The organism is Rhodanobacter thiooxydans LCS2, assembly GCF_000264375.1.
GTDB classification, from domain to species: domain Bacteria; phylum Pseudomonadota; class Gammaproteobacteria; order Xanthomonadales; family Rhodanobacteraceae; genus Rhodanobacter; species Rhodanobacter thiooxydans.
On record NZ_AJXW01000072.1, the window covers coordinates 1 to 24,503 of the forward strand.

Genomic DNA, 24,503 nt, shown 5'->3' on the forward strand with positions numbered 1-24,503 from the left:
CTTCGGAGTTGAATCCGCCCCTCGGACTCTTGGTCCTGTTCCGGCGCTTTCCGAACAATCTCGCTGTATGGGACGAACTTGTTCGGGCGTTCGTCGAGCGGCCTGCATCGCAGATCCCGCCAGTACTCCTTTACTGGCTTGCTCATATTCCATGGCACGGTGACATCTTCGGCTTTGGTGAGCCGATATCACCGACGACGCGCGAGCACGCCCGAAGTCTTCTCTCCAAATTGACTGTTGAGCACGTCGCCAAGCTATTGGCCTTCATCGATCCCGAGGAACAGATCGGCCGGGGTACGCTAGGGCAATCTATCGAGGCAATAATTTCCTCACTACCCAAGGCAGCAACTATGCTGCGAGAGATTGTCGGCTCGACGAAAATCGACATGCAGCTTCGCGAGTACGCCGCGTTGATTCTCGCGATGAACAACGGACCGAATGCACTGAGCGAGCTCTCAATACTTGAGAGCGAAGGCTCTTGGTACGCCGGCGAGATATCTAAGCACATTAAGGAGTATGGAGGAGTCAATCCCTACGCGTAAATGACGCCAAACCCTTCCATCGAGCGAACGGCTTCTGACATGTGTCGCATGCCTACGTCACCGCTCAGGTCAAATGTTGGGCTGCCACACTCAACGCACTTCGGTATTGTCTACTCGCTGATTCGCCGCGCGCACCGCCTCCACGAATCCGCCGAACGGCACATCGGTGATCCCCACCAGCCCGAAATGGCTGTTCTCGCCGTCGAGCACGCGGCCAGTGACGGGCTGGTCGGCGTAGTCGAACCAGTGCGCGCCGACGATGTTCGGATCGCTTGCCGCTGCAGCGACGAACTTCGCGTAGGCCTCGCCGCGCTGCTGCTCGTTCCACACCGCCACCGGGCCTGCGCCGAAGGGGCCGCGGTCGGTCGAGCCGAACGCGAATTCGCCGATCAGCACGGGCTTGTCGAGCTGACGCAGCGCGGCGAGGTCGAGGCCGTGCTGGGGCAGGTCGGCGTAGACGTTGAAGCTGAGCACGTCGCAGTACGCGGCGCAGGCGGCGACGGCCTCAGGGGTGCGCGCCGCGAAGCGGCCGCCGAGGAACAGATGGTGCAGGTCGTGGCGGCGCAGCGCCTGTGTCACGGTGCGGAAGTAGGTATACGCGTAGCGGCGCAGCCATGCGCTGTAGTCGCGCGCGATCGCCGGATGCGTCTCGCTCGGCGCGGGCGCGGCGAAGCCGGTGGCGTCGAGCGCGTCCCATGAGGCGAGCGCGATGCCCCATGCGGCGGCCAGCTGCGCCGACGTGCGGTAGTTCGCCTTGAGGTCGGCGATGAACGCCTGCTTGGCGGGGCTGTTCGCGTCGCCGGCCAGCGTGCCCAGCGCCAGGCCCCAGCGGCCTTGCGGGCCGCTGCCGGCCCAGGCCAGTTCGTTGTCGGCGAAGTAGCCGAGCAGCCACGGATCGTCGCGCACGCCGGTGCTGGCTTTCGCCACCGCCCGCTCCGTGGCCTGTACGAAACGCGGATCAAACGGATCGGGCATGCGGCCCCAGTAGTCGTAGCCGCTCGAGACGTTCGCGTAGTCGCCGGCGATGTCGATCGAACGCGTGTACGGCAGTCGGTGCGCTCGGCCCAGCGCGTCGTCGCTCCAGTTGCCGAGGGTGTTGAAACCCCAGGCCTGCAGGCGCTGCAGCGTGCGCGTGCGCCATGCCGCCAGCCAGTCCTTGCCGTCGATGCGGTACAGGTTCGCCGCGTAGAAGTCGAACCAGCGCCCGCGGTTGTAGCCGATGCCGCGGCTGGCCCCCTGCTCCGGGTTGCGGTTGTCGTCATGGCCGTAGAACGCCGCCCATTCGCCGCTGTCCGGCGGCAGGTCGCGGAACATGAACTCGCGGCCCTCGACGTAGCTGCGGCCGCCGTCGGTGATCACCGCGTTGACGCCGAGCGAGAAGAACGCATGGCCGTCGGGCGTCACCAGATGCCAGCGGCCGTCGCGCTTCTGCGTATGGAACCAGCCGGTGCGATCCAGGCTTTGGACGTCAAGACGTCCGCCGTAGCGATCCAGTCCGGCCGGGCTGGCCCCGGCCGGAGCCGCCCGCACGGCGGCGCGCAGCGCCTCGTCGGTGTCGATCTTCTCCGGCCAGCGTCCGCGCACATACTGTCCGTAGCGGTCGACGATGCCGGCGTAGGCCTCGTGCAGCGTGGCCTCGCCCGGCACGGCGTCGACCGTGCCCAGCAGCAGGGTCTGCGCGGCCTGCGGCGGCGGCATGGCGAGGGTGATCGCGCGCACCGCGCGCAGGTCGAGCGCGCCTTCCACCGTGGTCGCCAGCAGGATGCGTCGCCCATGCGCGTCGTACGGCATCGGCGGCCCGGCCTGCATCCCTTGCGCGCGCGGCGAGGTGGCGTGCAGCGGCAGCACCACGGTCTGCGCGGGGCCGGCCGGCACCCCCACGCTGGCCTGCAGACGCTGGCCCGCCGCGGCACCGTCGACGGCAATCTCCAGCGTCACCGCCCACGGCATCGCGTTCTGCACGCGCAGGCGCAGCTCGCCCCGGCCGCTCCAGTCCCATGCGCCGCTTGCCGGCGCCACCACGACCTGCGGCCGCGGCGCCGGCTGGAACGCGTAGCGCTGTTGCGCCACACCGTCGGCGGCGCGTTCGGTGCCGCCGATGCGCTGCACGTGGTCGAGGCTGATGCGGACCCTGGCATCGGGCGCCGTCAGGTCGGCCACGCCCGATGCGGTGGCGGCATGGCATACACCGAGACCGCACAGGCCCAGCCAGATCCATGCATGACGTTTCATCATCGGCATCCTCGCGTGAACCGGCTTTGTAGGGCGGGCACTGCCCGCCGCTCTCGCATCACGAAGCCTGGGGCCGGCGGGCGGTGCCCACCCTACGCAGGGTAATGCCTCACGCCGGCTGGCGGCGCGTCCAGCGCTGCCAGCCGTAGTACACCGGCACGCCCAGCGCGATGATCAGCAGGCTCATGCCGGCGTCGCCCGGCGCGTGGATGGCACTGGCCACGATCACGCCGAACACGGTGATCACGAAGATCAGCGGCAGCAGCGGATAGAACGGCACCTGGTACGGCGCCGGCTGGTCGATGAAATGCTTGCGGTACCAGAACAGCGTGCCGATGCCGAACACGTGGCCCAGCCACTCCCCCACCGTGGTGTAGTTGAGCAGCTGATTGAAGCTGCCGGAATAGGCCAGCACCGCCGCCCACGCGCCGAGCAGGGCCAGCGCGATCTGCGGTGCGCGCGTGCGCGGGTCGACGCGACCGGCAGCGCGGAAGAACACGCCGTCCGCGCCCATCGTCTGCAGCACCCGCGCGCCGCCGGCGATCGCGATGGCGCAGTAGCCGAAGGTGGAGCAGGCGATGCCGACGGCGATCACGGTGGCGCCATGCTCGCCGAACAGCCGGCGCATCAGGTCCGCCGCCGGCGCCTGGCTGGCGGCGAGGCCGGCATGGCCCAGGCCCGCCAGGTAGGCGAAATTGGCCAGCAGGTAGCAGATCACCACGCCGGCCATGCCCAGGCCCAACGCACGCGGCAGCGTGCGCTGCGGGTTGCGCACTTCACCGGCAAGATCGTTGAGGTAGTGGAAGCCGCCGTAGGTGAACAGCACCGGCAGCAGCGCACCGACGAACGACCACGGCGACACGGGCGGCGCCGCGTCCACCGCCAGCACCGACCCCAGCCGGCCATGCGCCAGCACCAGCCCTGCGACCACCAGCAGCGCGATGGCGGCCAGCTTCAGCACGGTGAACACGTTCTGCATCCACGCGCCGGCACGGATGCCGAACAGGTTTACGCCCACGATGAACACGATCGCACCCACCGCCGCCGGCTTCACCCACAGCGGCGGCAGGCCGAGCGCGGCGCAGAAATACTCGGCGAACATGGTGGCCACCGCGGCCACGCTGCCGGGATAGTTGATCAGTGCCATGGTCCAGCCGAACAGGAACGCCGGCAGCAAGCCGAACGCCTCGCGCAGGTAGACATAGATGCCACCCGCCTGCGGCCGGCGCGCGCCCAGCTCGGCGTAGCACAGTACGCCGGCCAGGGTCAGCAGGCCGCCGATCGCCCACAGCATCAGCACCTCCGTACCCGAGGAGGTGTTGCGCGCGACCGTGGCCGGGGTGAGGAAGATGCCCGCACCGATCACGCCGCCGATGACGATCATCGCGGCGTCCCAGGTGTTCAGGCGGCGGGCATAGGCGTTGGCGGGTTCGATCGGCATCCAGCTACCTTGCCATTGTCGATGCGGTCTCCACCAGTCCCGCCTGGCGCGCGCTCCCGGCAGCATGCCATCCGGCAAATTGACAAGGCGCGGCCGCACCGGAAGACTGTCGTGGTCGGCACGGCAGGTGCCGTCGGTTTTTGGCGTTGCGGCGATGCCGCCGCGCCATCGCCGTCGAGGGGTGCTGCAGCGGACGCCGTCCGCCACGCTCGATGTGCGAATCCGTCGCAAGGGCGCCCTTTCCGCACACTGGAGACGTCGCCGTGCTCATTTCCGCCGCCCCTCGCCGGCTCGCCCTCGCCACTTCCGCAGACCATCCATCGGTTCAACCCGACGACGCGCATCTGGCCGCCACGCTGGAGCAGCTCGGCCTGCCGCCGACGGTCTGCGTGTGGAACGACCCGGCGGTGGACTGGTCGGCGTTCGACGCGGTGCTGATCCGCACCATCTGGGATTACTTCAGGCACCATGCGGCGTTCCTGCACTGGCTGGACCGGCTCGACGCGCTGGGCGTCCCCACCATCAACGACAGCGCGCTGCTGCGCTGGAACAGCGACAAGCGCTACCTGCTCGAACTGGCGCAGCACGGCGTCGCCATCATCCCCACCCGGCTGGCCGGTGCCGCGGCGCTGCCCGATACGCTGTTGGCGCTGGCGGGGCAATCGGTGGTGGTCAAGCCCAGCGTCAGCGGCAACGCCTGGCACACGCTGCGCGGCACTGCCGGCGACGCGGCGTTCGCCGATGCCGTGGCGCAACTGCCGCGCGAACGCGACTACCTGGTGCAGCCGTTCGTGCCGGAAGTCGTCAGCGACGGCGAATGGTCATTGCTGTATTTCGCCGGCGAATTCAGCCATGCGGTGATCAAGCGCCCGGCCGGCGGCGACTACCGCGTGCAGGGCGAATACGGCGGCAGCGCCGAGCCGGCGCAGCCCGACGCGGCGATCCTGGCCGCCGCCAATCGTGCGCTGGCCGCGCTGGCGGCGCTCGGCCACGGCAACCACACCTACCTGCGCGTGGATGGCGTGGTCAGCGGCAGGCGCTTCCTGGTGATGGAGCTGGAACTGATCGAGCCGTTCCTGCACCTGGCCGGACATCCGGCGGCGGCAGAGCGGCTGGCGCGGGAAGTGGCCGCGCGGTTCGACCGCCCGGATGCAGTCGCGGCGGCCCGTGCACGCTGAGCCGCCGCAGCGGCACGACGACGCCGCGCGTTCGCCGCCGCGCTGGCTGCGCCTGGCCTCGTGGGGCGGTTCGCTGGCGGCGTTCGCGCTGGCGGCATGGTTGCTGCAGCGCTACGTCACCGGGCTGTCGTGGCACGAGGTGGTGGCCGCCTGGGCGCAGCTGCCGGCGCGGCACATCGCAGCCTCGGTCATCGCTGCGGCGATCAGCCTGACGATGCTGGCGCTGTTCGACGTGCTGGCGGCGCGCACGGTGGTGGGCGATCGTGTCTCCGCGCAGCTGGCAGCGTTCGCCGGCGCGGTCACCCAGGGCATCTCGAATACGCTGGGCTTCCATGCGATCACCGGTGCGGCACTGCGCTACCGCATCTATGCGGCGGTCGGGCTGGGCGCCGGCGACATCGCGCGCATCGTGGCCCTGGCCGGGCTCGGCGTGGGGTTGGGTTTCACCGTAGTGATCGCCGGCGCGCTGTGCTGGCAGCCGCAGATCACGCAAGGCTGGGGCCGCTGGCCGGGCATGGCGCTGGTCCTGCTGCTGCTCGCCCTGCTGGGCTGGTTGGCGCGACCGCGCACCCTCGCGCTGGGACGGTTGACACTGCCGCTGCCGGGCGCCGGCACCGCGGCGGCACAGATGCTGATCGGCGGCGTGGAGATGCTCGCCGCGATCAGCGCGCTGTACGTGCTGTTGCCGGCCGGTGCAGCGCCGCCGTTCGTCGATTTCCTGCCGATCTACGTCGGCGCGGTGCTAGCCGGCATCGTCAGCCACGCACCGGGCGGCCTGGGCGTGTTCGAGACGATCATGCTGGCCTCGTTTCCGCCGGAGGCGCGCGCCGACCTGCTCGCCGCGATGCTGTGCTACCGGCTGACCTACAACCTGCTGCCGTTCGCGCTGGCCAGCGCAGCGCTGGCCGGCTTCGAATGGCGCCTGCGGCGATCGGCGCGGCGTCACTGCTGACACCCACCGACGACGCTCGCCTCTAGAATCGGTGCATCGCCCCGCCATGGTCGTCCGTGTGTCCGCCTCACCGCGCAAGATCCTCCACGTCGACATGGACGCGTTCTACGCGTCGGTGGAGCAGCGCGACGACCCCGCGCTACGCGGCAAGCCGGTGGCGGTGGCCTGGCGTGGCGCGCGCTCGGTGGTGTGCGCGGCCAGCTACGAGGCGCGCGTGTTCGGCGTGCGCTCGGCGATGCCGGCGATCCGCGCCGAGCGGCTGTGCCCGCAGCTGATCTTCGTGCCGCCGGATTTCGTGCGTTACAAGGCGGTTTCGCGGCAGATCCGCGAAATCTTCGCGCGGCACACCGAGCTGATCGAGCCGCTGTCGCTGGACGAGGCTTACCTCGATGTCACCACGACGAAGAGCGCACTGGGCTCGGCCACCGCCACCGCCGAGGCGATCCGCGCGGCGATCCGCGAGGAAACCCGGCTCACCGCCTCGGCCGGGGTCGCACCGAACAAGTTCCTGGCCAAGATCGCCTCGGATTTCCGCAAGCCGGACGGCCTGTTCGTGGTGCGCCCGCAGCAGGTCGAGACCTTCCTCACGCCGCTGCCGGTGGGCCGCCTGCCCGGTGTGGGCAAGGTGATGGAGGCGAAGCTGGCCGCGCTCGGCATCGCCACCGTGGGCGAGCTGCGCGCGTTCGCGCAGGCCGAGCTGGAGCAGCGCTTCGGCCGCTGGGGTCGGCGCCTGCACGAGTTGTCGCGTGGCGTCGACGAACACCCGGTGCAGCCGGAGCGGCCCACCCTGCAGATTTCCGCCGAGGACACCTTCGAGCACGACCTGCTGCTGGAGGAACTCGAACCGCACATCCGCCGGCTCGCCGCCAAGGCATGGGCCGCCTACCAGCACGAACACGCGCGCGTCGCGCGCACCGTGGTGCTGAAGCTGAAGACCGCCGACTTCCACACGCTGACGCGCAGCCTTACCCCGGTACAGCGTCCACGCTCCGCCGCCGAGCTGGCCGACATCGCCTGCGCCCTGCGCGAGCGCGTCGAGCGCCCCGCCGACAGCCGCTACCGCCTGGCCGGCGTGGGCCTGGCCGGGTTCGTCAATGGCGACAGCTACCAGGCGCAGGCGGATCTGTTCGATGCGTGAGTCGATGCACGAGTGGACCGCCATGTGACGCGATTCACACGCAACTTCTTGCGCATATCCGCCATTCATCCTGTCGTTTGGGCAGGCCCTATCGTAACTGCGCCATGCGCCGCATGGCCCATCCCTACCGAGGTTACGTCATGACCAAGACCATTAACGCCGTCCTGATTGCCGCCGCGTTTGTTCTGCCGATTTCGTTCGCCATCGCCGCTCCGCAACATGGTGCGGGTGGCCACACTCCCCCCAGCGCTCCGTCCATGCACATGAACCAGGACGCGCATGGCGACGCCGTATCCGACGCCGCGCACATGGCGAAGGCGGACGACGCCAACGTCGGCAAGACCGTCAGCCCGGTTGCCAACAGCAAGAACAAGGGCGAGCACAAGGCCAAGGGGCACGCCAAGACCCATCAGCACTGAGCATCCTGCGCCCCATGCGCGGCGAGGGGCCGGATCCCAGGATCCGGCCCCTTTGTCTTGTCCGTTACGCCATCGCTCGCCGCGGCTGGCCCGGAGGAAGCGCGTGGCGTATCACCCCTGGTGTTCGCGGCCGAAGCGCGGCAGGTTCCAGTGGAAGTACAGCGACAGGACGCGCAGCGCGAAGCACAGCAGGATCGGCAGCCAGGTCGCCCACAGCACGGGCCAGTGCAGGTATTCGCCGATCACCGCCAGCGCGGCGCCGGCGAGCGCGGCCAGCGCGTAGATCTCCTTCTGCAGCACCACCGACACGCGTGCCAGCAGCACGTCGCGCGCCACGCCGCCGCCGATCGCGGTGACCATGCCGAGCAGGATCGCCACCTCCGCGTTGTGGCCGAACGCCAGCGCCTTGTTCGCGCCGTACACCGCGAACAGGCCCAGCCCCATCGCATCGAACAGGCGCACCGGGTAGGTCAGCCGCTCCACCCAGCGGTACGCCAGGATGGTGAGCAGGGCCGCCACCACCGCGGTGAGCAGGTAGCGCCAGTCGGACAGGCCCGCCGGCGGGATCGCACCGATGCACAGGTCGCGCACGATGCCGCCACCGCAGGCGGTGATGTAGGCGATCGCCAGGATGCCGAACAGGTCGAGGTTGCGCCGCCGGGCCGCAGTGGCGCCGCTGATCGCGAACGCGAACGTACCAGCCAGGTCCACCAGGTTGAACATCAGTCGTTCATTCATGCGGCCGGCTCGCTTCCTTCATGGCACGCCGACAAGGCGGCGACGGATCCCCGCTGCCGAATCTAGCCGATCCTCCGCGAGATCGCGAAGAACGCCAGATTACCCAAGCCGGTCGCGCCAGCCAGCACGGCGATCAGGCCGGGGGTGACCTCGTGCCAGTCGAACCACTGGATCAGTCCGAAGCCGATCGCCAGCGCCACCAGCACGACGCCCCAGCGCAGCGAGGAGTGGCGCCGGCGCTGATCCTCGTCGCGCAGGATCGAATTGACCAGCTGTTCCGAACCGCCGGCATCGACCATGTGCCGGCGCACCATGGCATCGACGCAGACCTTGATCGAATAGGCGATGCAGATAAACAGGCTGATCGGGATGAGTTCGCCGAAGCTCATGGTGCTCTCCTTGGGAGTGTGGTGGCTGTCGGGAAGGTAGATACAGCCGCCCCCGAGGTGGTTGCAGCCGCGCACTTGCAACCACCGGCCGCCTGCGCGTATCCCCTGGCTCCATGGATGACATCCGCAGCAGCCCCGACCACGATCTGGTCGACGCCGTGCTGGCCAACCGGCCGGGCGCGTTCGAACGGCTCGTGCGCGAGTACCAGGGGCTGTGCTGGCACATCATCCGGCGCATGGTGCGCAACCCGGAGGACGCGCGCGAGCTGTGCCAGGACACCTTCCTGCGCGTGCACCAGTGCCTGCACCAGTACCGCGGCGAGAGCGCGCTGAAATCCTGGATCGGCCGCGTGGCCTACACCATCGCGTTGCGCCACCTGCAGCACAAGCGGATTCCGCTCATCGACAACGGCAGCGGCGATGACCACGCACTGGTGGACAACATCGGCGACGGCTTCGACCTGGAAGCCGCCTGCGCGGATGAGGAAACGGCACGATACCTGCACGCGGCGATCGAGGCGCTGCCGCCGTTGCAGCGCACCCTGCTGACCTTGTACTACCTCGAAGAAACCACCATCCCGGAGATCGCCCGGATCACCGGATTGGCCAGCGGCACCATCAAGAGCCACTTGTTCCGCTCGCGTTTGCGCCTGCGTGGCGCGCTCGAAGCGCGGACCGGAGTTGCAGCATGACCAAGCACACCGACGATTACATCCCTGCCTTCGACGACCCGGCGCGCGAGCGCGAATGGCTGGCGCAGGAAAGCGCGATGCGGCGCGAGCGCCTGCAACTCGACCCCGCCAGCGACGACGCACGCGGCCAGCGCTATCGCCTGCTCGCGCGAGCGCTGCGCGAACCGCTGGCGGAGGCGTTGCCGGCGGATTTCGCGCAGCAGCTGGCCGCGCGGATCGCGGCCGCCCCGGTACGGCGAGCGGCCAACGGCGGGGTCGAATCCATGCTGGCGCTGGCGCTGGCCATCACCCTGGTCATTGCCGCCGCCGCGGTGGTGGCGATCCACGGCAGCACTTGGCTGCCGCCGTTCGCGGCGCTGCTGCCGACCCCGCATGCCCCGGCCACGCGCTGGCTGCTGGCGCTGGGCGGCTGCCTCGGCGCATCGTGGCTGCTCGGGCAGTGGCAACGTCACGTGCGGGAGCGGACGAACTGAACCGGTCGCGGCGGCAGTCGACAACCTTCCACCCGATCTGTAGGAGCCCGCTCGCGGGCGATGCTTTTGCTCTTGCGAATCCCAAATCCCGAATTTCGAATCCCGGCCTTCAAAGCATCGCCCGCGAGCGGGCTCCTACAGTTCCAGCACGGCGTCCAGGCCGCGATGCAGGCCGAGCAAGCCGCTCACCTTGCGGATCGCCAGCAGCGCGCCATCCACGTAAGGCCTCGCGCTGCTGCCGGCGTTGTGGCGGATCGTCAGCGTCTGGTCCGGCATGCCGAAGATCGCCTCGGCGCCGATCACGAAACCCGGCAGGCGCAGCGCGTGCACCTGGCTGCCGGCCAGCGTGCCGCCGCGCGTCTCGCGCAGGCCGACGGTCCGCTCCAGCGGCACTTCAAGCTGCGGCTGGCGCACCTTGCCCATGCGCGTGGCCAGCTCGCGCACGGTGCCGCTGGGTGCATCCGGCTTGCCGGCGCTGGCGTAGTCGATCAGCTCCCACTGCGGGATCAGCTTTGCCGCCATCTCGGCGAACTTGATCAGCAGCACCGCAGTGAGCGCAAAGTTGCCGCAGGCCAGCACGCCGCGCTGCCGTTCGCGCGCCCGCGCGTCGATCTGTGCGTAGTCCGCGTCGCCGAGGCCGGAGGTGCCGACCACCACGTGCGCGCCATGCTCCAGCGCGGCAAGGATGTTCGCCTTGGCGCGGTCCGGATGGGTGTACTCGACGAATACGTCGCAGGGCGCGGCCAACGCTTCGGCCGCACTGGCGTAGACCGGCGCGGCGATCGCCGCATCGCCCAGCGCGAGGCCCAGGGGCTGTCCGGCATGCCGGCGCGACACCGCGGCGACCAGGTCCAGATCCGCACTGGCGGCGATGCCGCGCGCCAGTTCCGAGCCGGCCCAGCCGGTGGCGCCGGCGAGACATACCTTCAGCGACATGGTTACCTCGTTTGGCGGGCGCGCGCCGCGCCGGAGCGCGGCGCAACGATCATTTCTTCTTCGGCAGGTACAGGTCGGTGATGGTGCCTTCGTAGACTTCCGCCGCCATGCCGACCGACTCGCCCAGGGTCGGGTGCGGGTGGACGGTGAGCGCGATGTCGGCCGCCTCGCTGCCCATCTCGATCGCCAGCGCCAGCTCGGAGATCAGGTCGCCGGCGTGCACGCCGACGATGCCGGCGCCGACGATGCGGTGGGTTTCCTCGTCGAAGATCAGCTTGGTGAAACCCTCGGTGCGGTCGATGCCGATGGCGCGGCCCGAGGCGGCCCACGGGAACTTGCCCACACCGACCTTCAGCCCCTTTTCCTTCGCCTCGCGCTCGGTCACGCCGACCCAGGCGATTTCCGGGTCGGTGAACGCCACCGACGGGATCACCCGCGCGTCGAAGTGGCTCTTCTGCCCGGCCACCGCCTGCGCCGCGACATGCGCCTCGTGGGTGGCCTTGTGCGCCAGCATCGGCTGGCCGACCAGGTCGCCGATGGCATAGATGTGCGGCACGTTGGTGCGCATCTGTGTGTCGACGTTGATGAAGCCGCGCTCGGTCACCGCCACGCCGGCCTTGTCCGCGCCGATCTTGTTACCGTTCGGCGAGCGGCCCACCGCAACCAGCACGCGGTCGAACAGCGTGGTCTCGGGAATGCTGTCGCCTTCGTAGCCGACCTCGATGCCCTTCTTCGTCGCCTTGGCGCTGACCACCTTGGTCTTCAGGTGCACGCCCTTGAGCTTGCCGCCCAGCCGCCTGGCCAGCGGCTTGATCAGGTCGGCGTCCGCACCCGGGATCAGCTGATCCATGAACTCGACCACGGTCACCGCGCTGCCCAGCGCGGCGTACACCGTGGCCATTTCCAGGCCGATGATGCCGCCACCGACGACCAGCAGGTTCTTCGGCACGTCCCTCAGTTCCAGCGCGCCGGTGGAATCCATCACGCGCTCGTCGTCCCACGGGAACGCCGGCAGCTTCACCGACTGCGAACCGGCGGCGATGATCGCGTGCTCGAAGCGGAGCAGCTTCACGCCGTCCTTCGTCTGGACTTCCATTTCATGCGGCGACACGAACGTGCCGCTGCCTTCGACCGTGCGCACCTTGCGCGCCTTGGCCATGCCGGCAAGGCCACCGGTGAGCTGGCCGACCACCTTGCTCTTGAAGCTGCGCAGCTTGTCGATGTCGATTTTCGGTGCACCGAACGTGACGCCGTGCGCGGCCATCGCTTCGGCCTCGTCGATCACCGCCGCGGCATGCAGCAGCGCCTTGGACGGGATGCAGCCCACGTTGAGGCAGACGCCGCCGAGCGTGGCGTAGCGCTCCACCAGCACGGTGTCGACGCCGAGGTCGGCGGCGCGGAACGCGGCGCTGTAGCCGCCGGGGCCGGAGCCGAGCACGACCAGCTTGCATTCGATGTCGGCCTTGCGGCCGGTGCCGGCTGCCGCTTGCGGCACCTTCGCCTCCTCTCCCCCACGGGGAGAGGATTGAGGTGAGGGGACGGGGCTTGCGGGGGGCTGGTTGCTCTTGGACGCTTCGTTGGAGCTACTCCGCGGCCCCGCACCCTCACCCCTGCCCTCTCCCGGAACGGGAGAGGGGGACGATGAGTCGGCTGTGCCGACGGTTTCCAGCACGGCAATCAGCGCACCCTCGGAAACCTCGTCGCCCACCTTGAGCTTCAGTTCCCTGATCACGCCGGCGGCGCTGGAGGGAATCTCCATGGTCGCCTTGTCCGACTCCAGCGTGATCAGGCTTTGTTCTTTCGCCACCGTGTCGCCGGCCTTCACCAGCACCTCGATCACCGGCACGTTGTCGTGGCCGCCGATGTCGGGAACCTTGATCTCGATCGTGTTCGCCATGGTCGTCGCCTCCGGTCAGAGCAGCAGCCGGCGGATGTCGCCGAGCTGGTTGGCCAGGAAGCTGGCGAAGCGTGCGGCGAGCGCACCGTCGATCACCCGATGGTCGTACGACAGCGACAAGGGCAGGATCAGCCGTGGCGCGAATTCCTTGCCGTTCCACACCGGCTTGGTCACCGACTTGGAGACGCCGAGGATGGCCACCTCCGGCGCGTTGACGATCGGCGTGAAGTAGGTGCCACCGATGCCGCCGAGCGAGCTGATCGAGAAGCAGCCGCCGGACATCTCGGCCGGGCCAAGCTTCTTCTCGCGCGCCTTCTTCGAGATCTCGGCCAGGTCGCGGGCCAGGTCGAGCAGGCCCTTCTTGTCGCAATCGCGGATCACCGGCACCACCAGGCCATCTGGCGTGTCCACCGCGATGCCGATGTGGAAGTACTTCTTCAGGATCAGCTTCTCGCCCGACTCGTCGAGCGAGGCGTTGAACTGCGGGAACGCCTTCAGCGCCGCCACCACCGCCTTGATCTGGAACACCAGCGGCGAGATTTTCAGATCCTTGTTCTCGGCGCCGAGCTGCTTGCGGAACGCCTCCATCTCGGTGATGTCGGCGTCCTCATGCTGGGTGACGTGCGGGATCATCGCCCAGTTGCGCGAGAGGTTCGCGCCGGAAATCTTCTGGATGCGGGTGAGCGGCTTTTCCTCGACCTCGCCGAACTTGGCGAAGTCGACCTTCGGCCACGGCAGCAGGTTCAGGCCGCCTACCGAAGCGGCGGCGCCGGCCACCGGGCGCGCGCCGGAAGCGAGTGCGTGCTTGACGTAGGCGCTGACGTCCTCGCGCTGGATGCGGCCGCCGCGGCCGCTGCCCTTCACCTGCTGGATGTCCACGCCCAGCTCGCGCGCGAACGCGCGGATCGCCGGGCTGGCGTACGGCGCGTCACCGGGCATCACGATGCTGGCGTCCATCGGCGGGCGCGCCCGAGGCGACACGTCGCCCTCGGGCGCGTTCCCCGGCTGCGCGCCCTGGCTGACGATCGGCGCGGGTTTCGGTTCGGCGGGTGCTGGTGCGGGAGCAGACGGCTTCACAGCTCCGGGCGCACCCTCACCCCTGCCCTCCTCCACCCGCAAGGGGACTCCCTCCGGTCGCGCAGCGGGAGAGGGGGACGCGGAGACGGCTGCGCCGTCGATTTCTATAAGGGCGATCACCGCGCCTTCGGAAACCTCATCGCCCACCTTCAGCTTCATTTCCTTCACCGTGCCGGCGAACGGTGCGGGCACTTCCATGGTCGCCTTGTCCGATTCGAGCGTGATCAGGCTCTGTTCCTTCTCCACCCGGTCGCCGGCCTTGACCAGCACTTCGATGACGGGAACGTCCGCATGCCCGATATCGGGAACGCGGGCTTCTTTGAGGTCGGCCATGGTGACTCCTGCGGGCGATGGCGTGCCGCTCGGGGATGGCGGCCGCATACAAGAGTTCAATCATAACGAAGGCAGGCCCGATCCGTATCCCCCGCAGGCGTTGATCCGACCGACTTTTCGTCCACCATGCGCGCGCGTATGCATGACCTTGAGCGCACGCGAGACGACTGCGCCTTCCCCTAGTCTGGCCGCATCACGCTGCCGCACGGGCGGCGCAGGAAACCCCCGATGCTGACCATCCGCGAGCTGTCGAAGACCTACGCCAACGGTGTGCGGGCGCTGCGCGGCGTGTCGCTGGACATCCCCAGCGGCATGTTCGGCCTGCTCGGCCCGAACGGCGCCGGCAAGTCCTCGCTGATGCGCACCATCGCCACGCTGCAGGACCCGGACGAAGGCACCATCAAGCTCGACGAGATGGACCTGCTCGCCGACAAGCAGGCCATCCGGCGCCTGCTCGGCTACCTGCCGCAGGAATTCGGCGTCTACCCGAAGGTGTCGGCCGAGGCGATGCTCGAGCACTTCGCCGTGCTCAAGGGCGTCACCGTGACAAGCGAGCGGCGCGAGCTGGTCGAATCGCTGCTGCGCCAGGTGAACCTGTGGGACGTGCGCAAGCGCAAGCTCGGCACCTACTCCGGCGGCATGCGCCAGCGCTTCGGCATCGCCCAGGCGCTGATCGGCGATCCGCGGCTGGTGATCGTGGACGAGCCCACCGCGGGTCTCGACCCGGAGGAGCGCAACCGCTTCCTCAACCTGCTGGCCGAGATCGGCGAGCGGGTGGTGGTGATCCTGTCCACCCACATCGTGGAAGACGTCACCGACCTGTGCCCACGCATGGCGATCATCGGCCAGGGCCAGGTACTGCTTGCCGGCGAACCGGTCGAGGCGATCCGCTCGCTGGAAGGCCGCGTCTGGCGGCGCACCATCGACAAGGCCGAGCTGGATGGCTACCGCGCCCGCATGAACATCCTGTCCACCCGCCTCGCCGGCGGTCGCACCCTGCTGCACGTGCTGGCCGACGCACTGCCGGAAGAAGGCTTCGAACCCGTCGCGCCCGACCTGGAGGACGTCTATTTCGGCCGCCTGCGCGCGCAGGCCACCGCCCGCGCCGCCTGACGACGCCGATATTCCGCGGTAGGAGCCCGCTGGCGGGCGATGCTGTTGCTCTGATCTTTCATCGAGGCATCAAGGCAACAGCATCGCCCGCCAGCGGGCTCCTACGACGATCAGACAGGGATCACTGATGTTCTCGCAGTCGACCTTCTTCGAAATACTCCACTTCGAACTGCGCCAGCAGCTGAAGGCGCCGCTGTTCTGGATTGTCGCGGCGGCATTCGGCGCACTGGCCTTCGCGCTGGCCAGCACCGATGCAGTGATCGTCGGCGGCGCCAGCGGCAACGTGCTGCGCAACGCGCCGCTGGTGATCGCGCGGCTGCTCGGTGTGCTCACCGTGCTCAGCACCTTCCTGGTCACGGTGTTCGTGGCTGGCGCGGCGCTGCGCGACTTCGACCAGCGCACGTCCGAACTGTTCTTCACCACGCCGATCAGCCGCGGCGCCTATCTCGGCGGCCGCTTCGCCGCCGGCTACCTCGCCGCGCTGGCGGTCATGCTGGCCTGCGCGCTGGGCCTGGCGATCGGCGGCGTTATGCCGTGGATCGACGCGGCGCGGCTGGGCCCGGCAAGCTGGCACGGCTATGCCTGGGCGTTCGGCGTGATGGTGCTGCCGAACCTGCTGTTCATCGGCGCGCTGCTGTTCCTGCTCGCCACCACCACGCGCTCGCTGCTGGCCACCTACATCGGCCTGATCGTCTACTTCGTGCTCAACGCCGTGGTCGGCCTGCTGAGCCGCGACGTCAACAACCACCTCATCGCCGCGATGCTCGACCCGTTCGGCGGCCGCACCCTGGCCCTGGTCACGCGCTACTGGTCGGCCGACCAGGCCAACCACGAGCTGCCCGCGCTGGACGGCGTACTACTGTTCAATCGCGTGCTGTGGAGCGCGATCGGCGTGGCCATGCTGGGCGCCGCCGCCGCGCTATTCCGACCGAACCGCGAAGGCCTGCAACTGCCGCGGCGCAGGCAACGGTCAGAGCCGCCGCTGCTGCGCCCACAGGCCGGCGCCGCCGCGCTGGCACTGCCGAAGGTGCGGCTGGCCGACGGCCTGCGCGCACACCTGCTGCAGCTGCGCGCGCAGCTCGCATTCGACACGCTCGGCGTGCTGCGCGGCGTGCCGTTCCTGGTCATGCTGGCGTTGGGGCTGTTCAACCTGGTCTTCGCGCTGGCGCTGTCCAGCCAGATCTACGGCACCGCCACCTGGCCGGTGACGCACCAGATGCTGGAGAACGTGCGCGGCGGCTTCCAGTGGCTGCTGTACATCATCGTCACGTTCTACGCCGGCGAGCTGGTGTGGCGCGAGCGCAGCCAGCGCTCGGCCGAGGTCACCGACGCGTTCCCGGTGCCGGACTGGGTGCCGCTGACCGCCAAGCTGGGCGCGCTGCTGGCGGTGATCGCTGCGTTCCTGCTGGTCGGCGCCGTGGTGGGCATCGGCTGGCAGCTGGGCCACGGCTACACGCAGCTGGAACCGGGGCTGTACCTGGCCACGCTGGCGCTGAACGCGATCCCGTTCGTGCTGCTGGCGGTGCTGGCGCTGTTCCTGCAGGTGGTCGCCAACAACAAGTTCCTCGGCTACCTGCTGACCATCGTCTGGCTGGTGCTGGGCACGGTCGGCTTCGACCTGCTGCACTGGGAACAGCACCTGTACAACTACGGCAGCACGCCGGGCTTGCCGTATTCGGACATGAACGGCTTCGGTCATTTCCTCCGGGCCGTGCTGTGGTTCGAGTTCTACTGGACCTGCTTTGCCGTGGCGCTGCTGGTGCTGGCCGCGCTGTTCTGGGTGCGCGGCACCGGGCAGTCGTGGCGCGAACGCCTGCGCGAGGCGCGCACGCGGCTGCATGCGCCGGCGAAGATCGTGCTGACGCTCAGCCTGCTCGCATTCGCCGCCAGCGGCGCGTGGATCTACTACAACACCAATGTGCTCAACCACTACCGCAGCAGCAGCGACAAGCTGCAACAGCGCGCCGACTACGAGAAGAAGTACGCGAGATACAAGCACCTGCCGCAGCCGCGCATCACCGCGGTAACGGCCGCGGTGGACATCTTCCCGTACCGGCGCCGGCTGGATATCCGCGGCCGCTACACCCTGGTCAACAAGACCCCCGCGCCGATCGCGGAGCTCCACGTGAACTTCAGCGACGGCTTCACGGTGAAGTCGCTGGACTTCGCCCCGCACGACACGCTCAGCGCCGACAAGGCACTCGGCTACACCATCTGCCGGCTGAAGACGCCGCTGGCGCCGGGCGCGTCGATGGCGTTCGATTTCACGCTGGAATACGCGCCGAAGGGCTTCACCAACAGTCCCGAAGGCCAGTTCCTCGCCCACGACGGCACGTTCTTCAACAACAGCGTGATGCCGCAGTTCGGCTATCAGACGCAGGCGCAGCTCACCGACCGCAACGACCGCCGCAAGTACGGGCTTTCCGCCGAAGTGCCGCGGATGCCGAAATTGGGCGACGAGGAAGCTCGTGCGAACACCTACAGCAGCAACGACGCGGACTGGATCGACTTCGACACCACCGTTTCCACCGCGCCCGACCAGATCGCCATCGCGCCGGGCACGCTGCAGAAGGAATGGACAGCCAACGGCCGGCGCTATTTCCACTACGCCATGGCGCAAGACGGGAGGGAGCAGTCGATGCTGCCGTTCTTCTCGTACCTGTCGGCGCGCTACGCGGTGAAGCACGAGGCGTGGAAGGGCGTGGACATCGCGGTGTACTACAACCCCGCGCATGCCTGGAACGTGCAGCGCATGATCCAGGGCGCAAAGGACGCGCTGGACTACTACGACGCGAACTTCACACCGTATCAGTTCAGGCAGCTGCGTATCCTGGAGTTCCCGAACTACGCCAGCTACGCGCAGTCGTTCGCCAACACCATCCCGTACTCCGAGTCGATCGGCTTCATCGCCGACCTGCGCGACAAGAGCAAGATCGACTACGTCTATTACGTCACAGCGCACGAGGTGGCGCACCAGTGGTGGGCGCACCGGGTGATCGGCGCGAACATGCAGGGCTCGACCATGCTCAGCGAGTCGCTGGCGCAGTACTCCGCGCTGATGGTGATGAAGCACAAGTACGGCACCGACCAGATGCACAAGTTCCTGAAGTACGAACTGGACGGCTATCTGGCCGGCCGCGCCACCGAGAAGCTGGCCGAGGAGCCGCTGGCCAGGGTGGAGAACCAGCAGTACATCCACTACAAGAAAGGCTCACTGGTGTTCTACGCGCTGCAGGACTACATCGGCGAAGGCAGCTTGAACGCAGTACTGAAGCAGTTCCTGCTCGACAAGGGGTTCCAGCAGCCGCCGTACACCACCTCGCAGGAATTCATGGACGCGCTGGGACACGCGCTGGGCCCGAGGTGGCAGCCGCTGCTGGACGATCTCTTCTGGAAGATCACCCTGTTCGACAACCGCCTCATCAACGCCAGCGCGAAGCCGCTGCCGGGCGACAAGTACGAGGTGACCCTGAAGGTGCATGCCGGCAAGGTCCGCGTGGACGGCACCGGCAAGGAGACCCGGGCGAAGCCGGACATCCCGATCGAGATCGGCGTGTTCGCCGCATCAAAGGGTGATGGCAAGGACGGCACGCCGCTGTACCTGGAGAAGCGCCTGCTGCCCGACGGCGACAGCACGCTCACCGTCACCGTGGACGGCAAGCCCGCCGTGGCCGGCATCGACCCCTACAACGAGCTGATCGACAAGGTCTCCAGCGACAACCGCCGCGCCGTCACGCTGCCCTAGGCCCCACCGGGGCCGGGGTTGCCGTGCACCAGGGTGACCTGCTGCGGCCCCACCGGAATGCTGATCTGCTGCGCGTCGATCTGCCGCTTGATCGCGTGCAGCAGATCGGTCTGCGCGTCCCAGCCGTCGCTGACGAGGGTCCAGCCGCGCAGCACCAGGTTCACCGTCTGCCCGCTCAGGTTCTCGATCCACACCCCGGGCGCCGGATCCTTCAGGATGCGCCGGTCCGCCGCCATCAGCTGCCTGATCGCGGCCATCACCTGTTCCGCGTCGTCGCGATAGGCGATGCCCAGCTTCAGCTCGAAGCGGCGCGTACCCCGGCGGTTGTAGTTGATGATGGCGTCGCCGCCGACCTTCGCGTTCGGCAGGATCGCCTCGCGGTTGTCCGGCAGCAGCAGCTGGGTATGCATCAGGTTGATGCTCTGCACGGTGCCCTCGGTGCCGCCGGCGCTGACGTAGTCGCCAACCCGGAACGGGCGGAACAACACCAGCAGCACGCCCCACGCCAGGTTGCTGAGCGAGCCCTGCAGGGCCAACCCCACCGCCAGCCCGGCGGTGCCGAGCGCGGCGACCATCGGCGCCGACGGCACACCCAGCACGCCCAAAGCGGTGACCACCAGCAGCACCACCAGCACGCCGTAGATCAGGTTGCGCAGGAATCCGCTGAGGGTGGAATCCAGGTTGGCCCGGCCCAGCGCCGCGCGGGCGAAATTGGCCAGCCTGCTCGCCACCCACATGCCGACCAGCAGCACCACCAGCGCTCCGAGCAGGCGCAGGCCAAGCTGCATCGCCTGGTCGGTGTAGGTGGACATTGCGTCGGCCGCCACCGGTGCGGCGGAAACATCGAACATAAATCTTGCCTTCTGCAAAAAACCTGAAACGAGCCTAGCAGGATCACCTGCGACTTCATCGTTATCGCCATGACATCGGCCAACCTCACTCCGCACTCTGTGTTGGGTTTGGAAGCGTCACACAGCTCGGTGCTACCAGTGAGAAGCAGTGTGCCGCTGACAATTTTTAGCGGTAGGCTTGCTCGCAGACTGCAAAAGGAGTCCGCAGATGGGGACGACGCGATGGTGGTTTGCCGCTGGTCTGCTGGCCAGCGTGGGTTTGTCGCACGCAGGCGACATCTACACCTGCAAGGGTGCGAACGGGGTGAACGTGTACCAGAACACACCGTGCCCGACGAAGCAGCCGGAGCTGAGGCATAGCACGTACGATGAATCCCTGTCGCGCGTGCGGGTGGAGCAGGAAGCGGAACCGCAGGTGGTGCAGCAGCGCGTGGTGCAGGAACAGGCGCCGGCCGGCGCCTACGCGAACACCGCGGGCCACGGAAGTGAGGGGCCACCCGCGCCCACCGTTGCATACCAATGCACGGCGGGCCGCCGCACGTGGATCCAGAAAACGCCATGTCCGTCGACGTACAGCCAGGCGGCGCCGGTGGACGTTTCGGGGTTCACAGCCAGCGGGCAGCACTTCACCGGCAGTGGCTGGGTGGACCAGCGAGTACCGGTGCGCCAGCAGTCGATGGACCAGTCTGACTTATGCGACAGGGTGCGAGCCGGCGCCAACGTGGGTGGCGGTTCCGAGTCGTCGCGGTCCTACGAGCGGAACAAGATCAAGCGCGACCTATGCGGTGGATGACGCTGCTGCAGCGCTATGACGTACTGCCGCCGGACGCCGGCATTTCCGCGGTGAACACCACGTTCTCGGTGTTGGTGTTCATGGTAACGGCCTAGGCCACACTGACGAAGGATGACTTCTGACGTGATCGCACGGAAGACCAGTCCGGCCTACGCTGGTTGCTGGTGCTCGGACGCCCATGTTGATGTGGTGACTGCTGAGCTGAAAAAAAGCCCCGCCAAAGCGGGGCTTTTTACTGAACCACTAGCCAGATATCACACGGCTTCCGCCACCTTGCCGCTCTCAATGATCTTGGCCAGATGCGCATTGATGTATGCAAATTCGGCGCACGCTTCCTCGAGCAACAGGATCAGATCTTCACGATTCTTGGGTGCGTAGAGGGAATGCAAATTGAGTTTAGGGCCTGCGGTATCCATGATAGTTCTCCTGCTTGTCTCCTGTGGTCACTGTTTCTGGCTGCGGAGTTTTCGAATGCAGTCCTGATATTCAGCCTCATCGCCGTTCTTCAACGACACATGGGTGCGTCGGATCAGATGTATGGCTTGTTGGCAGTTGAGCAACTGCATAGTCCTAGTTGGATCGTCTTGAATCTGTGAACTGTTCAGCACGACACTAACTATTGGTTCAACTAGCTGAATGGCCGCGATGATCTGGCCAATACTGGGGTTGGCTAGAGCTACAAATTTTTCGAAACCGAACGATGAGTCTGCTTCGACCACATGGTTGATTGACTCAATAATCCGACTCCAAAGCTCGTGAACAAGCTTGCTCAGCTGAGCGTCCACTGGATCCTTCACCATGCTTTGGTTCCCCTTCAGATGCTAGTGGCGCCCAGTTACGAGGCACCTGCCTTCCCAAGCCAGTTAACAATAGTAGCATCTGATGCTAGCGCTTTACCACACCCATGGCGTATGTCAAGAGTCACAACACCATTGCCGCAGCTTCGCATGAAGCCAAGCAGGGAAAGTGCCAAGCACCGTAGGGTGAAGTACTTGGCACTCACTCCGGCTCAACGAGGCAGTGGCGCTTGTGGTTGGCACCCCCACAGAGCTGACGTTTTACGGCATGTTATGACGCCATCTGCCACTACCCCACGACCAACTTGGGGCGCGCCTCGGTAGTCCTCAATCAATTAACCAACCGATTGGAGAGCGGTAGGCCCACAGCAGCAACTCTGGGATCCGAGGTAGCCATGCAGGAGTATCGGCAGTCACGTAGCGCAACTGCCAGCAATACGCACCGACCGGACGTTTCAGAGCCTGCGATCCTCGATCTCGCTGACCCGGCCGTCGACGATGGTGACCACGGTGACGTGGTCGCCGCGGCGATAGCGCCATTGTTCGCCGCCCTGGTGCTGGTCCACCACGCGGACACCCCCACGGCGGCTGCCGTGGCTGCGCGGCTTGCGCGCATGCGATTTCGAGGTGGGCTTGCCCAGCAGTTCAACTACCCGCTCGCGGCTGTCGCCGGCGGTGAGCACCTGGTTGCCCACGCGCAGCGTGCTGGACGCCTGCACGGCGGCACTGAACGCGAACAAGGCGACGACGAGACGAATGCGCATGACCTGCTCCCTGGTCCGATTGGAATGATCCCGTTGGAATGATCCGGTTGGAACGATTGCCGTGGCGTCGCAGTCCACGGGTCGTCCCGTACCTCAGAAACCGGCACCTGGCTGCGCCAGGTAGTGCAGTTCTTCCGGCGTGCTGGGACGACCGAGGACGGCGTTGCGGTGAGGGAAGCGGCCGAAACGCGCGATCACCTGGTGGTGGCGCCGAGCATAATCCACGTAATCGTCGAAAAGCGGTCGTTGTTCGGCCTCCGCTTCCGCCGCCAGCGCCTCGAACAACGCCACCGAACGCCGCTGCAGCGCCAGATCCTCGGCATGCTCCAGCGGCAGGTAGGCGAACACGCGCTGCACGGCGGGCAGTTGCCGGTCGTCACCACGGGCCAGCCCCGACAGCGCCATACGCTGCGCACCGGCGTCCGCCGCCCAGGCGCGCGGGTCGTTGCGGTACAGGTTGCGCGGGAACTGGTCGAGCAGGATCAGCAGCGCCAGCCAGCCCGGCGGGGTGTGCGCCCAGTCGTCCAGGCGCCCTTCGGCGGCGCCTTGTGCGGCGGCGCCGAAGCGTTCGCGGATCTGTGCGTCGAAGGTGTCATCGACAACGAACCAGCGGGCAGCATTCGCCTCGGCGAACCAGAAATCCAGCACGTCCTGCGCGGTCGTCGGCATCAGCAACCTCGTTCAATAGCGTGCGCTACCGCCCAGACTGTGCATGTCCAGGTGGATGCCGCGCAAGCGCGGCAGTTGCCGGCGCAGCACCAGCACCGACCCCACCGGCGCCGCGGCGATGGCTTGCTCGAAGCGGCGCAGCAGCATGCTCTCGTCGTGCGCCAGCAGATGGATCCAGGCATGGTCGCGGCGTGCGGCGCTGCGCATCAGCCAGCCGGCCAGATGGCGGTGTACGACACCATGCCAGCTGCCGCGCCGACACGGCCGGGCGCCACGGTCGGAAAGCGGCGCCTGCAGGTCGGCGACCAGCAAATCCAGCGTGTGCGCGTTGTCGTTCAGCACCATGCGCAGGCCGGGCTCGCAGGCCGTCGCGGCATGCCGATAGAGCTGGCGCAGGTCGATGCTGCGCCGGATCAGGGCATTGCAGGTGGAGGCAGGCAACTGCAGCGGCATGCGGGATCGGTGGCCATGGACGGTGCGCCATCCTCGCCCCGGCCCACTTAGCCGCAGATTAACCCCGGGCGAGCGAGTGCCCGCCGGTCAGCCTCACTCACTGTCCGACCTGCAGCAGATTCAGCGGCTGGCCGTTGCCGCCGCGCACGCCCTGCTGCAGGGCCGCCAGCCGCTGGATCGACGGGCACAGCGCCTCGACCTGCGGGCGCAGCACCTGCAGGCGCGCTTGCAGACGCGGGCGCAACGCGGTGGCAAGGTCGGCGGCGCGGTCGCGCAGGCTGGCGGCGGTCTGCAGGTCGCCGGCCAGCGCGGCGTTGACCGCCTGCTGCCCGAGGTCGGCCGCCAGCAGCGGCAACAGGTCGTCAGCGATCTGGTTCATCGCCTGGGTGGCGGCGTCACCCTGCCAGTCGTGTGTGCTCTGGCTGACCGAGATACGCCGCTTCAGGTCGGCCGCATGCGCGCCCAGCCTACGGTTGAATTCGGCACGGGTATCGGCACCCAGGCCCATGCCCTCGGCTTCCGCACGCAACGCCTGCGCGGCGATGTCCACGCCGTTGCGCGCCACCGTGCGCACCCGCGGCGCCAGCGCGCGCAGCTCGCGCTCGAACACCGCCATACGGTCCTCGTCCTCCGCATTCAACTTCACCACGGCGCCGTCGGTGCGCAGCGCACCGTGCTGCAGCTCGACGTGGAACGGCGCCGGCGACGGCCGATCGAACAGCAAGCTGTCGGGCTTCAGGGTGACGTCGTAGCTGCTGCTGGCGTGGCAGGTCGTCGCCAGGTCCTGCGCGTGCAGGCTTGTCACCAACAGCAGAAGGACGACCAGGGCAAGTCGACGCATGGATGAGGCTCCGGGACGAATGACGTCGATCAGCAATATA

24 protein-coding genes and 1 riboswitch are annotated in these 24,503 nt (G+C 67.7%); of the genes, 10 read left to right on the plus strand and 14 right to left on the minus strand.

Features of this window, described 5'->3' with window-relative positions:
• A partial coding sequence (locus tag UUA_RS19645) for a hypothetical protein (protein ID WP_008437996.1) occupies window positions 1–542 on the plus strand: 542 nt, incomplete at its 5' end.
• A gap of 90 nt (window positions 543–632) precedes the next feature.
• On the opposite strand, the gene UUA_RS14045 is transcribed toward UUA_RS19645, so the two are convergent.
• Both UUA_RS14045 and UUA_RS14050 read right to left on the minus strand, forming a co-directional pair.
• A complete protein-coding gene (locus UUA_RS14045) occupies window positions 633–2,774 on the minus strand; it encodes a hypothetical protein (RefSeq protein WP_008437998.1) in 2,142 nt (713 codons plus the stop codon).
• Window positions 2,775–2,883: 109 nt separating this feature from the next.
• A complete protein-coding gene (locus tag UUA_RS14050) occupies window positions 2,884–4,215 on the minus strand; it encodes an APC family permease (RefSeq protein WP_008438000.1) in 1,332 nt (443 codons plus the stop codon).
• Between the two features lie 170 nt (window positions 4,216–4,385).
• Window positions 4,386–4,461: riboswitch (S-adenosyl-L-homocysteine riboswitch) on the plus strand.
• A 17-nt stretch (window positions 4,462–4,478) separates the two neighbouring features.
• On the opposite strand from UUA_RS14050, the gene UUA_RS14055 reads away from it, so the two are divergent.
• From UUA_RS14055 to UUA_RS14070, 4 genes are all read left to right on the plus strand, one after another.
• Window positions 4,479–5,393 carry an ATP-grasp domain-containing protein gene (locus UUA_RS14055; protein WP_008438003.1) on the plus strand — a complete coding sequence of 305 codons (915 nt, stop codon included), beginning with the start codon at window positions 4,479–4,481 and terminating at the stop codon, window positions 5,391–5,393.
• Entirely contained in the window at window positions 5,383–6,345 is a 963-nt protein-coding gene (locus UUA_RS14060; RefSeq protein ID WP_153023001.1) for a putative bifunctional lysylphosphatidylglycerol flippase/synthetase, read from the plus strand. The genes UUA_RS14055 and UUA_RS14060 overlap by 11 nt, the downstream gene beginning before the upstream one ends.
• A gap of 46 nt (window positions 6,346–6,391) precedes the next feature.
• The gene (dinB, locus tag UUA_RS14065) at window positions 6,392–7,483 is read left to right on the plus strand and encodes a DNA polymerase IV (RefSeq protein WP_008438007.1); all 1,092 of its coding nucleotides are present in this window, start codon (window positions 6,392–6,394) and stop codon (window positions 7,481–7,483) included.
• 104 nt (window positions 7,484–7,587) lie between these two features.
• Entirely contained in the window at window positions 7,588–7,902 is a 315-nt protein-coding gene (locus tag UUA_RS14070; protein WP_238533030.1) for a hypothetical protein, read from the plus strand.
• Window positions 7,903–8,013: 111 nt separating this feature from the next.
• On the opposite strand, the gene UUA_RS14075 is transcribed toward UUA_RS14070, so the two are convergent.
• Together UUA_RS14075 and UUA_RS14080 are read right to left on the minus strand one after the other, a co-directional pair.
• Window positions 8,014–8,640, minus strand: a complete 627-nt coding sequence (locus UUA_RS14075; RefSeq protein WP_008438013.1) for a trimeric intracellular cation channel family protein — start codon at window positions 8,638–8,640, stop codon at window positions 8,014–8,016.
• A 62-nt stretch (window positions 8,641–8,702) separates the two neighbouring features.
• Entirely contained in the window at window positions 8,703–9,029 is a 327-nt protein-coding gene (locus tag UUA_RS14080) for a DUF6249 domain-containing protein (protein WP_008438015.1), read from the minus strand.
• Between the two features lie 113 nt (window positions 9,030–9,142).
• On the opposite strand from UUA_RS14080, the gene UUA_RS14085 reads away from it, so the two are divergent.
• Complete coding sequence (locus UUA_RS14085) at window positions 9,143–9,721, plus strand: RNA polymerase sigma factor (protein ID WP_008438016.1); 579 nt, start codon at window positions 9,143–9,145, stop codon at window positions 9,719–9,721.
• Window positions 9,718–10,194, plus strand: a complete 477-nt coding sequence (locus UUA_RS14090; RefSeq protein WP_008438040.1) for a hypothetical protein — start codon at window positions 9,718–9,720, stop codon at window positions 10,192–10,194. Before UUA_RS14085 ends, UUA_RS14090 begins: the two co-directional genes overlap by 4 nt.
• 135 nt (window positions 10,195–10,329) lie before the next feature.
• Here the strand turns inward: UUA_RS14090 and dapB are convergent, their stop codons facing one another.
• The 3 genes from dapB to UUA_RS14105 are packed head-to-tail and all read right to left on the minus strand — an operon-like array spanning window position 10,330 to window position 14,437.
• On the minus strand, window positions 10,330–11,130 hold the full coding sequence (gene dapB / locus UUA_RS14095) for a 4-hydroxy-tetrahydrodipicolinate reductase (protein WP_008438041.1): 801 nt from the start codon (window positions 11,128–11,130) through the stop codon (window positions 10,330–10,332).
• A gap of 49 nt (window positions 11,131–11,179) precedes the next feature.
• The gene (lpdA, locus tag UUA_RS14100; RefSeq protein WP_008438042.1) at window positions 11,180–13,027 is read right to left on the minus strand and encodes a dihydrolipoyl dehydrogenase; all 1,848 of its coding nucleotides are present in this window, start codon (window positions 13,025–13,027) and stop codon (window positions 11,180–11,182) included.
• A gap of 15 nt (window positions 13,028–13,042) precedes the next feature.
• Entirely contained in the window at window positions 13,043–14,437 is a 1,395-nt protein-coding gene (locus UUA_RS14105; RefSeq protein WP_008438043.1) for a dihydrolipoyllysine-residue acetyltransferase, read from the minus strand.
• 228 nt (window positions 14,438–14,665) lie between these two features.
• On the opposite strand from UUA_RS14105, the gene UUA_RS14110 reads away from it, so the two are divergent.
• Together UUA_RS14110 and UUA_RS14115 are read left to right on the plus strand one after the other, a co-directional pair.
• Complete coding sequence (locus tag UUA_RS14110) at window positions 14,666–15,550, plus strand: ABC transporter ATP-binding protein (RefSeq protein WP_008438044.1); 885 nt, start codon at window positions 14,666–14,668, stop codon at window positions 15,548–15,550.
• Between the two features lie 127 nt (window positions 15,551–15,677).
• Window positions 15,678–19,295, plus strand: a complete 3,618-nt coding sequence (locus tag UUA_RS14115; RefSeq protein ID WP_008438045.1) for an ABC transporter permease/M1 family aminopeptidase — start codon at window positions 15,678–15,680, stop codon at window positions 19,293–19,295.
• Here UUA_RS14115 and UUA_RS14120 read toward each other — a convergent pair.
• Window positions 19,292–20,146, minus strand: a complete 855-nt coding sequence (locus UUA_RS14120; RefSeq protein WP_008438046.1) for a mechanosensitive ion channel family protein — start codon at window positions 20,144–20,146, stop codon at window positions 19,292–19,294. The genes UUA_RS14115 and UUA_RS14120 overlap by 4 nt on opposite strands.
• Window positions 20,147–20,354: 208 nt before the next feature.
• On the opposite strand from UUA_RS14120, the gene UUA_RS14125 reads away from it, so the two are divergent.
• Window positions 20,355–20,939 (plus strand): DUF4124 domain-containing protein, encoded by a 585-nt coding sequence (locus UUA_RS14125; RefSeq protein WP_008438047.1) that lies wholly within the window; start codon window positions 20,355–20,357, stop codon window positions 20,937–20,939.
• A 254-nt stretch (window positions 20,940–21,193) separates the two neighbouring features.
• Here the strand turns inward: UUA_RS14125 and UUA_RS19420 are convergent, their stop codons facing one another.
• The 6 genes from UUA_RS19420 to UUA_RS14150 all read right to left on the minus strand — a co-directional run bounded on the left by UUA_RS19420 (window position 21,194) and on the right by UUA_RS14150 (window position 24,463).
• Window positions 21,194–21,355, minus strand: coding sequence for a hypothetical protein (locus tag UUA_RS19420; RefSeq protein WP_155943275.1), 162 nt, complete (start codon window positions 21,353–21,355; stop codon window positions 21,194–21,196).
• A 27-nt stretch (window positions 21,356–21,382) separates the two neighbouring features.
• Entirely contained in the window at window positions 21,383–21,739 is a 357-nt protein-coding gene (locus UUA_RS14130; RefSeq protein WP_008438049.1) for a hypothetical protein, read from the minus strand.
• 452 nt (window positions 21,740–22,191) lie between these two features.
• Window positions 22,192–22,500 (minus strand): DUF2845 domain-containing protein, encoded by a 309-nt coding sequence (locus UUA_RS14135; protein ID WP_008438058.1) that lies wholly within the window; start codon window positions 22,498–22,500, stop codon window positions 22,192–22,194.
• A gap of 93 nt (window positions 22,501–22,593) precedes the next feature.
• The gene (locus tag UUA_RS14140; RefSeq protein WP_008438060.1) at window positions 22,594–23,169 is read right to left on the minus strand and encodes a DUF924 family protein; all 576 of its coding nucleotides are present in this window, start codon (window positions 23,167–23,169) and stop codon (window positions 22,594–22,596) included.
• 12 nt (window positions 23,170–23,181) lie between these two features.
• Window positions 23,182–23,622, minus strand: a complete 441-nt coding sequence (locus tag UUA_RS14145) for a ferritin family protein (RefSeq protein WP_008438061.1) — start codon at window positions 23,620–23,622, stop codon at window positions 23,182–23,184.
• Window positions 23,623–23,719: 97 nt separating this feature from the next.
• Entirely contained in the window at window positions 23,720–24,463 is a 744-nt protein-coding gene (locus tag UUA_RS14150) for a DUF2884 family protein (RefSeq protein ID WP_008438064.1), read from the minus strand.
• Window positions 24,464–24,503 lie beyond the last annotated feature (40 nt).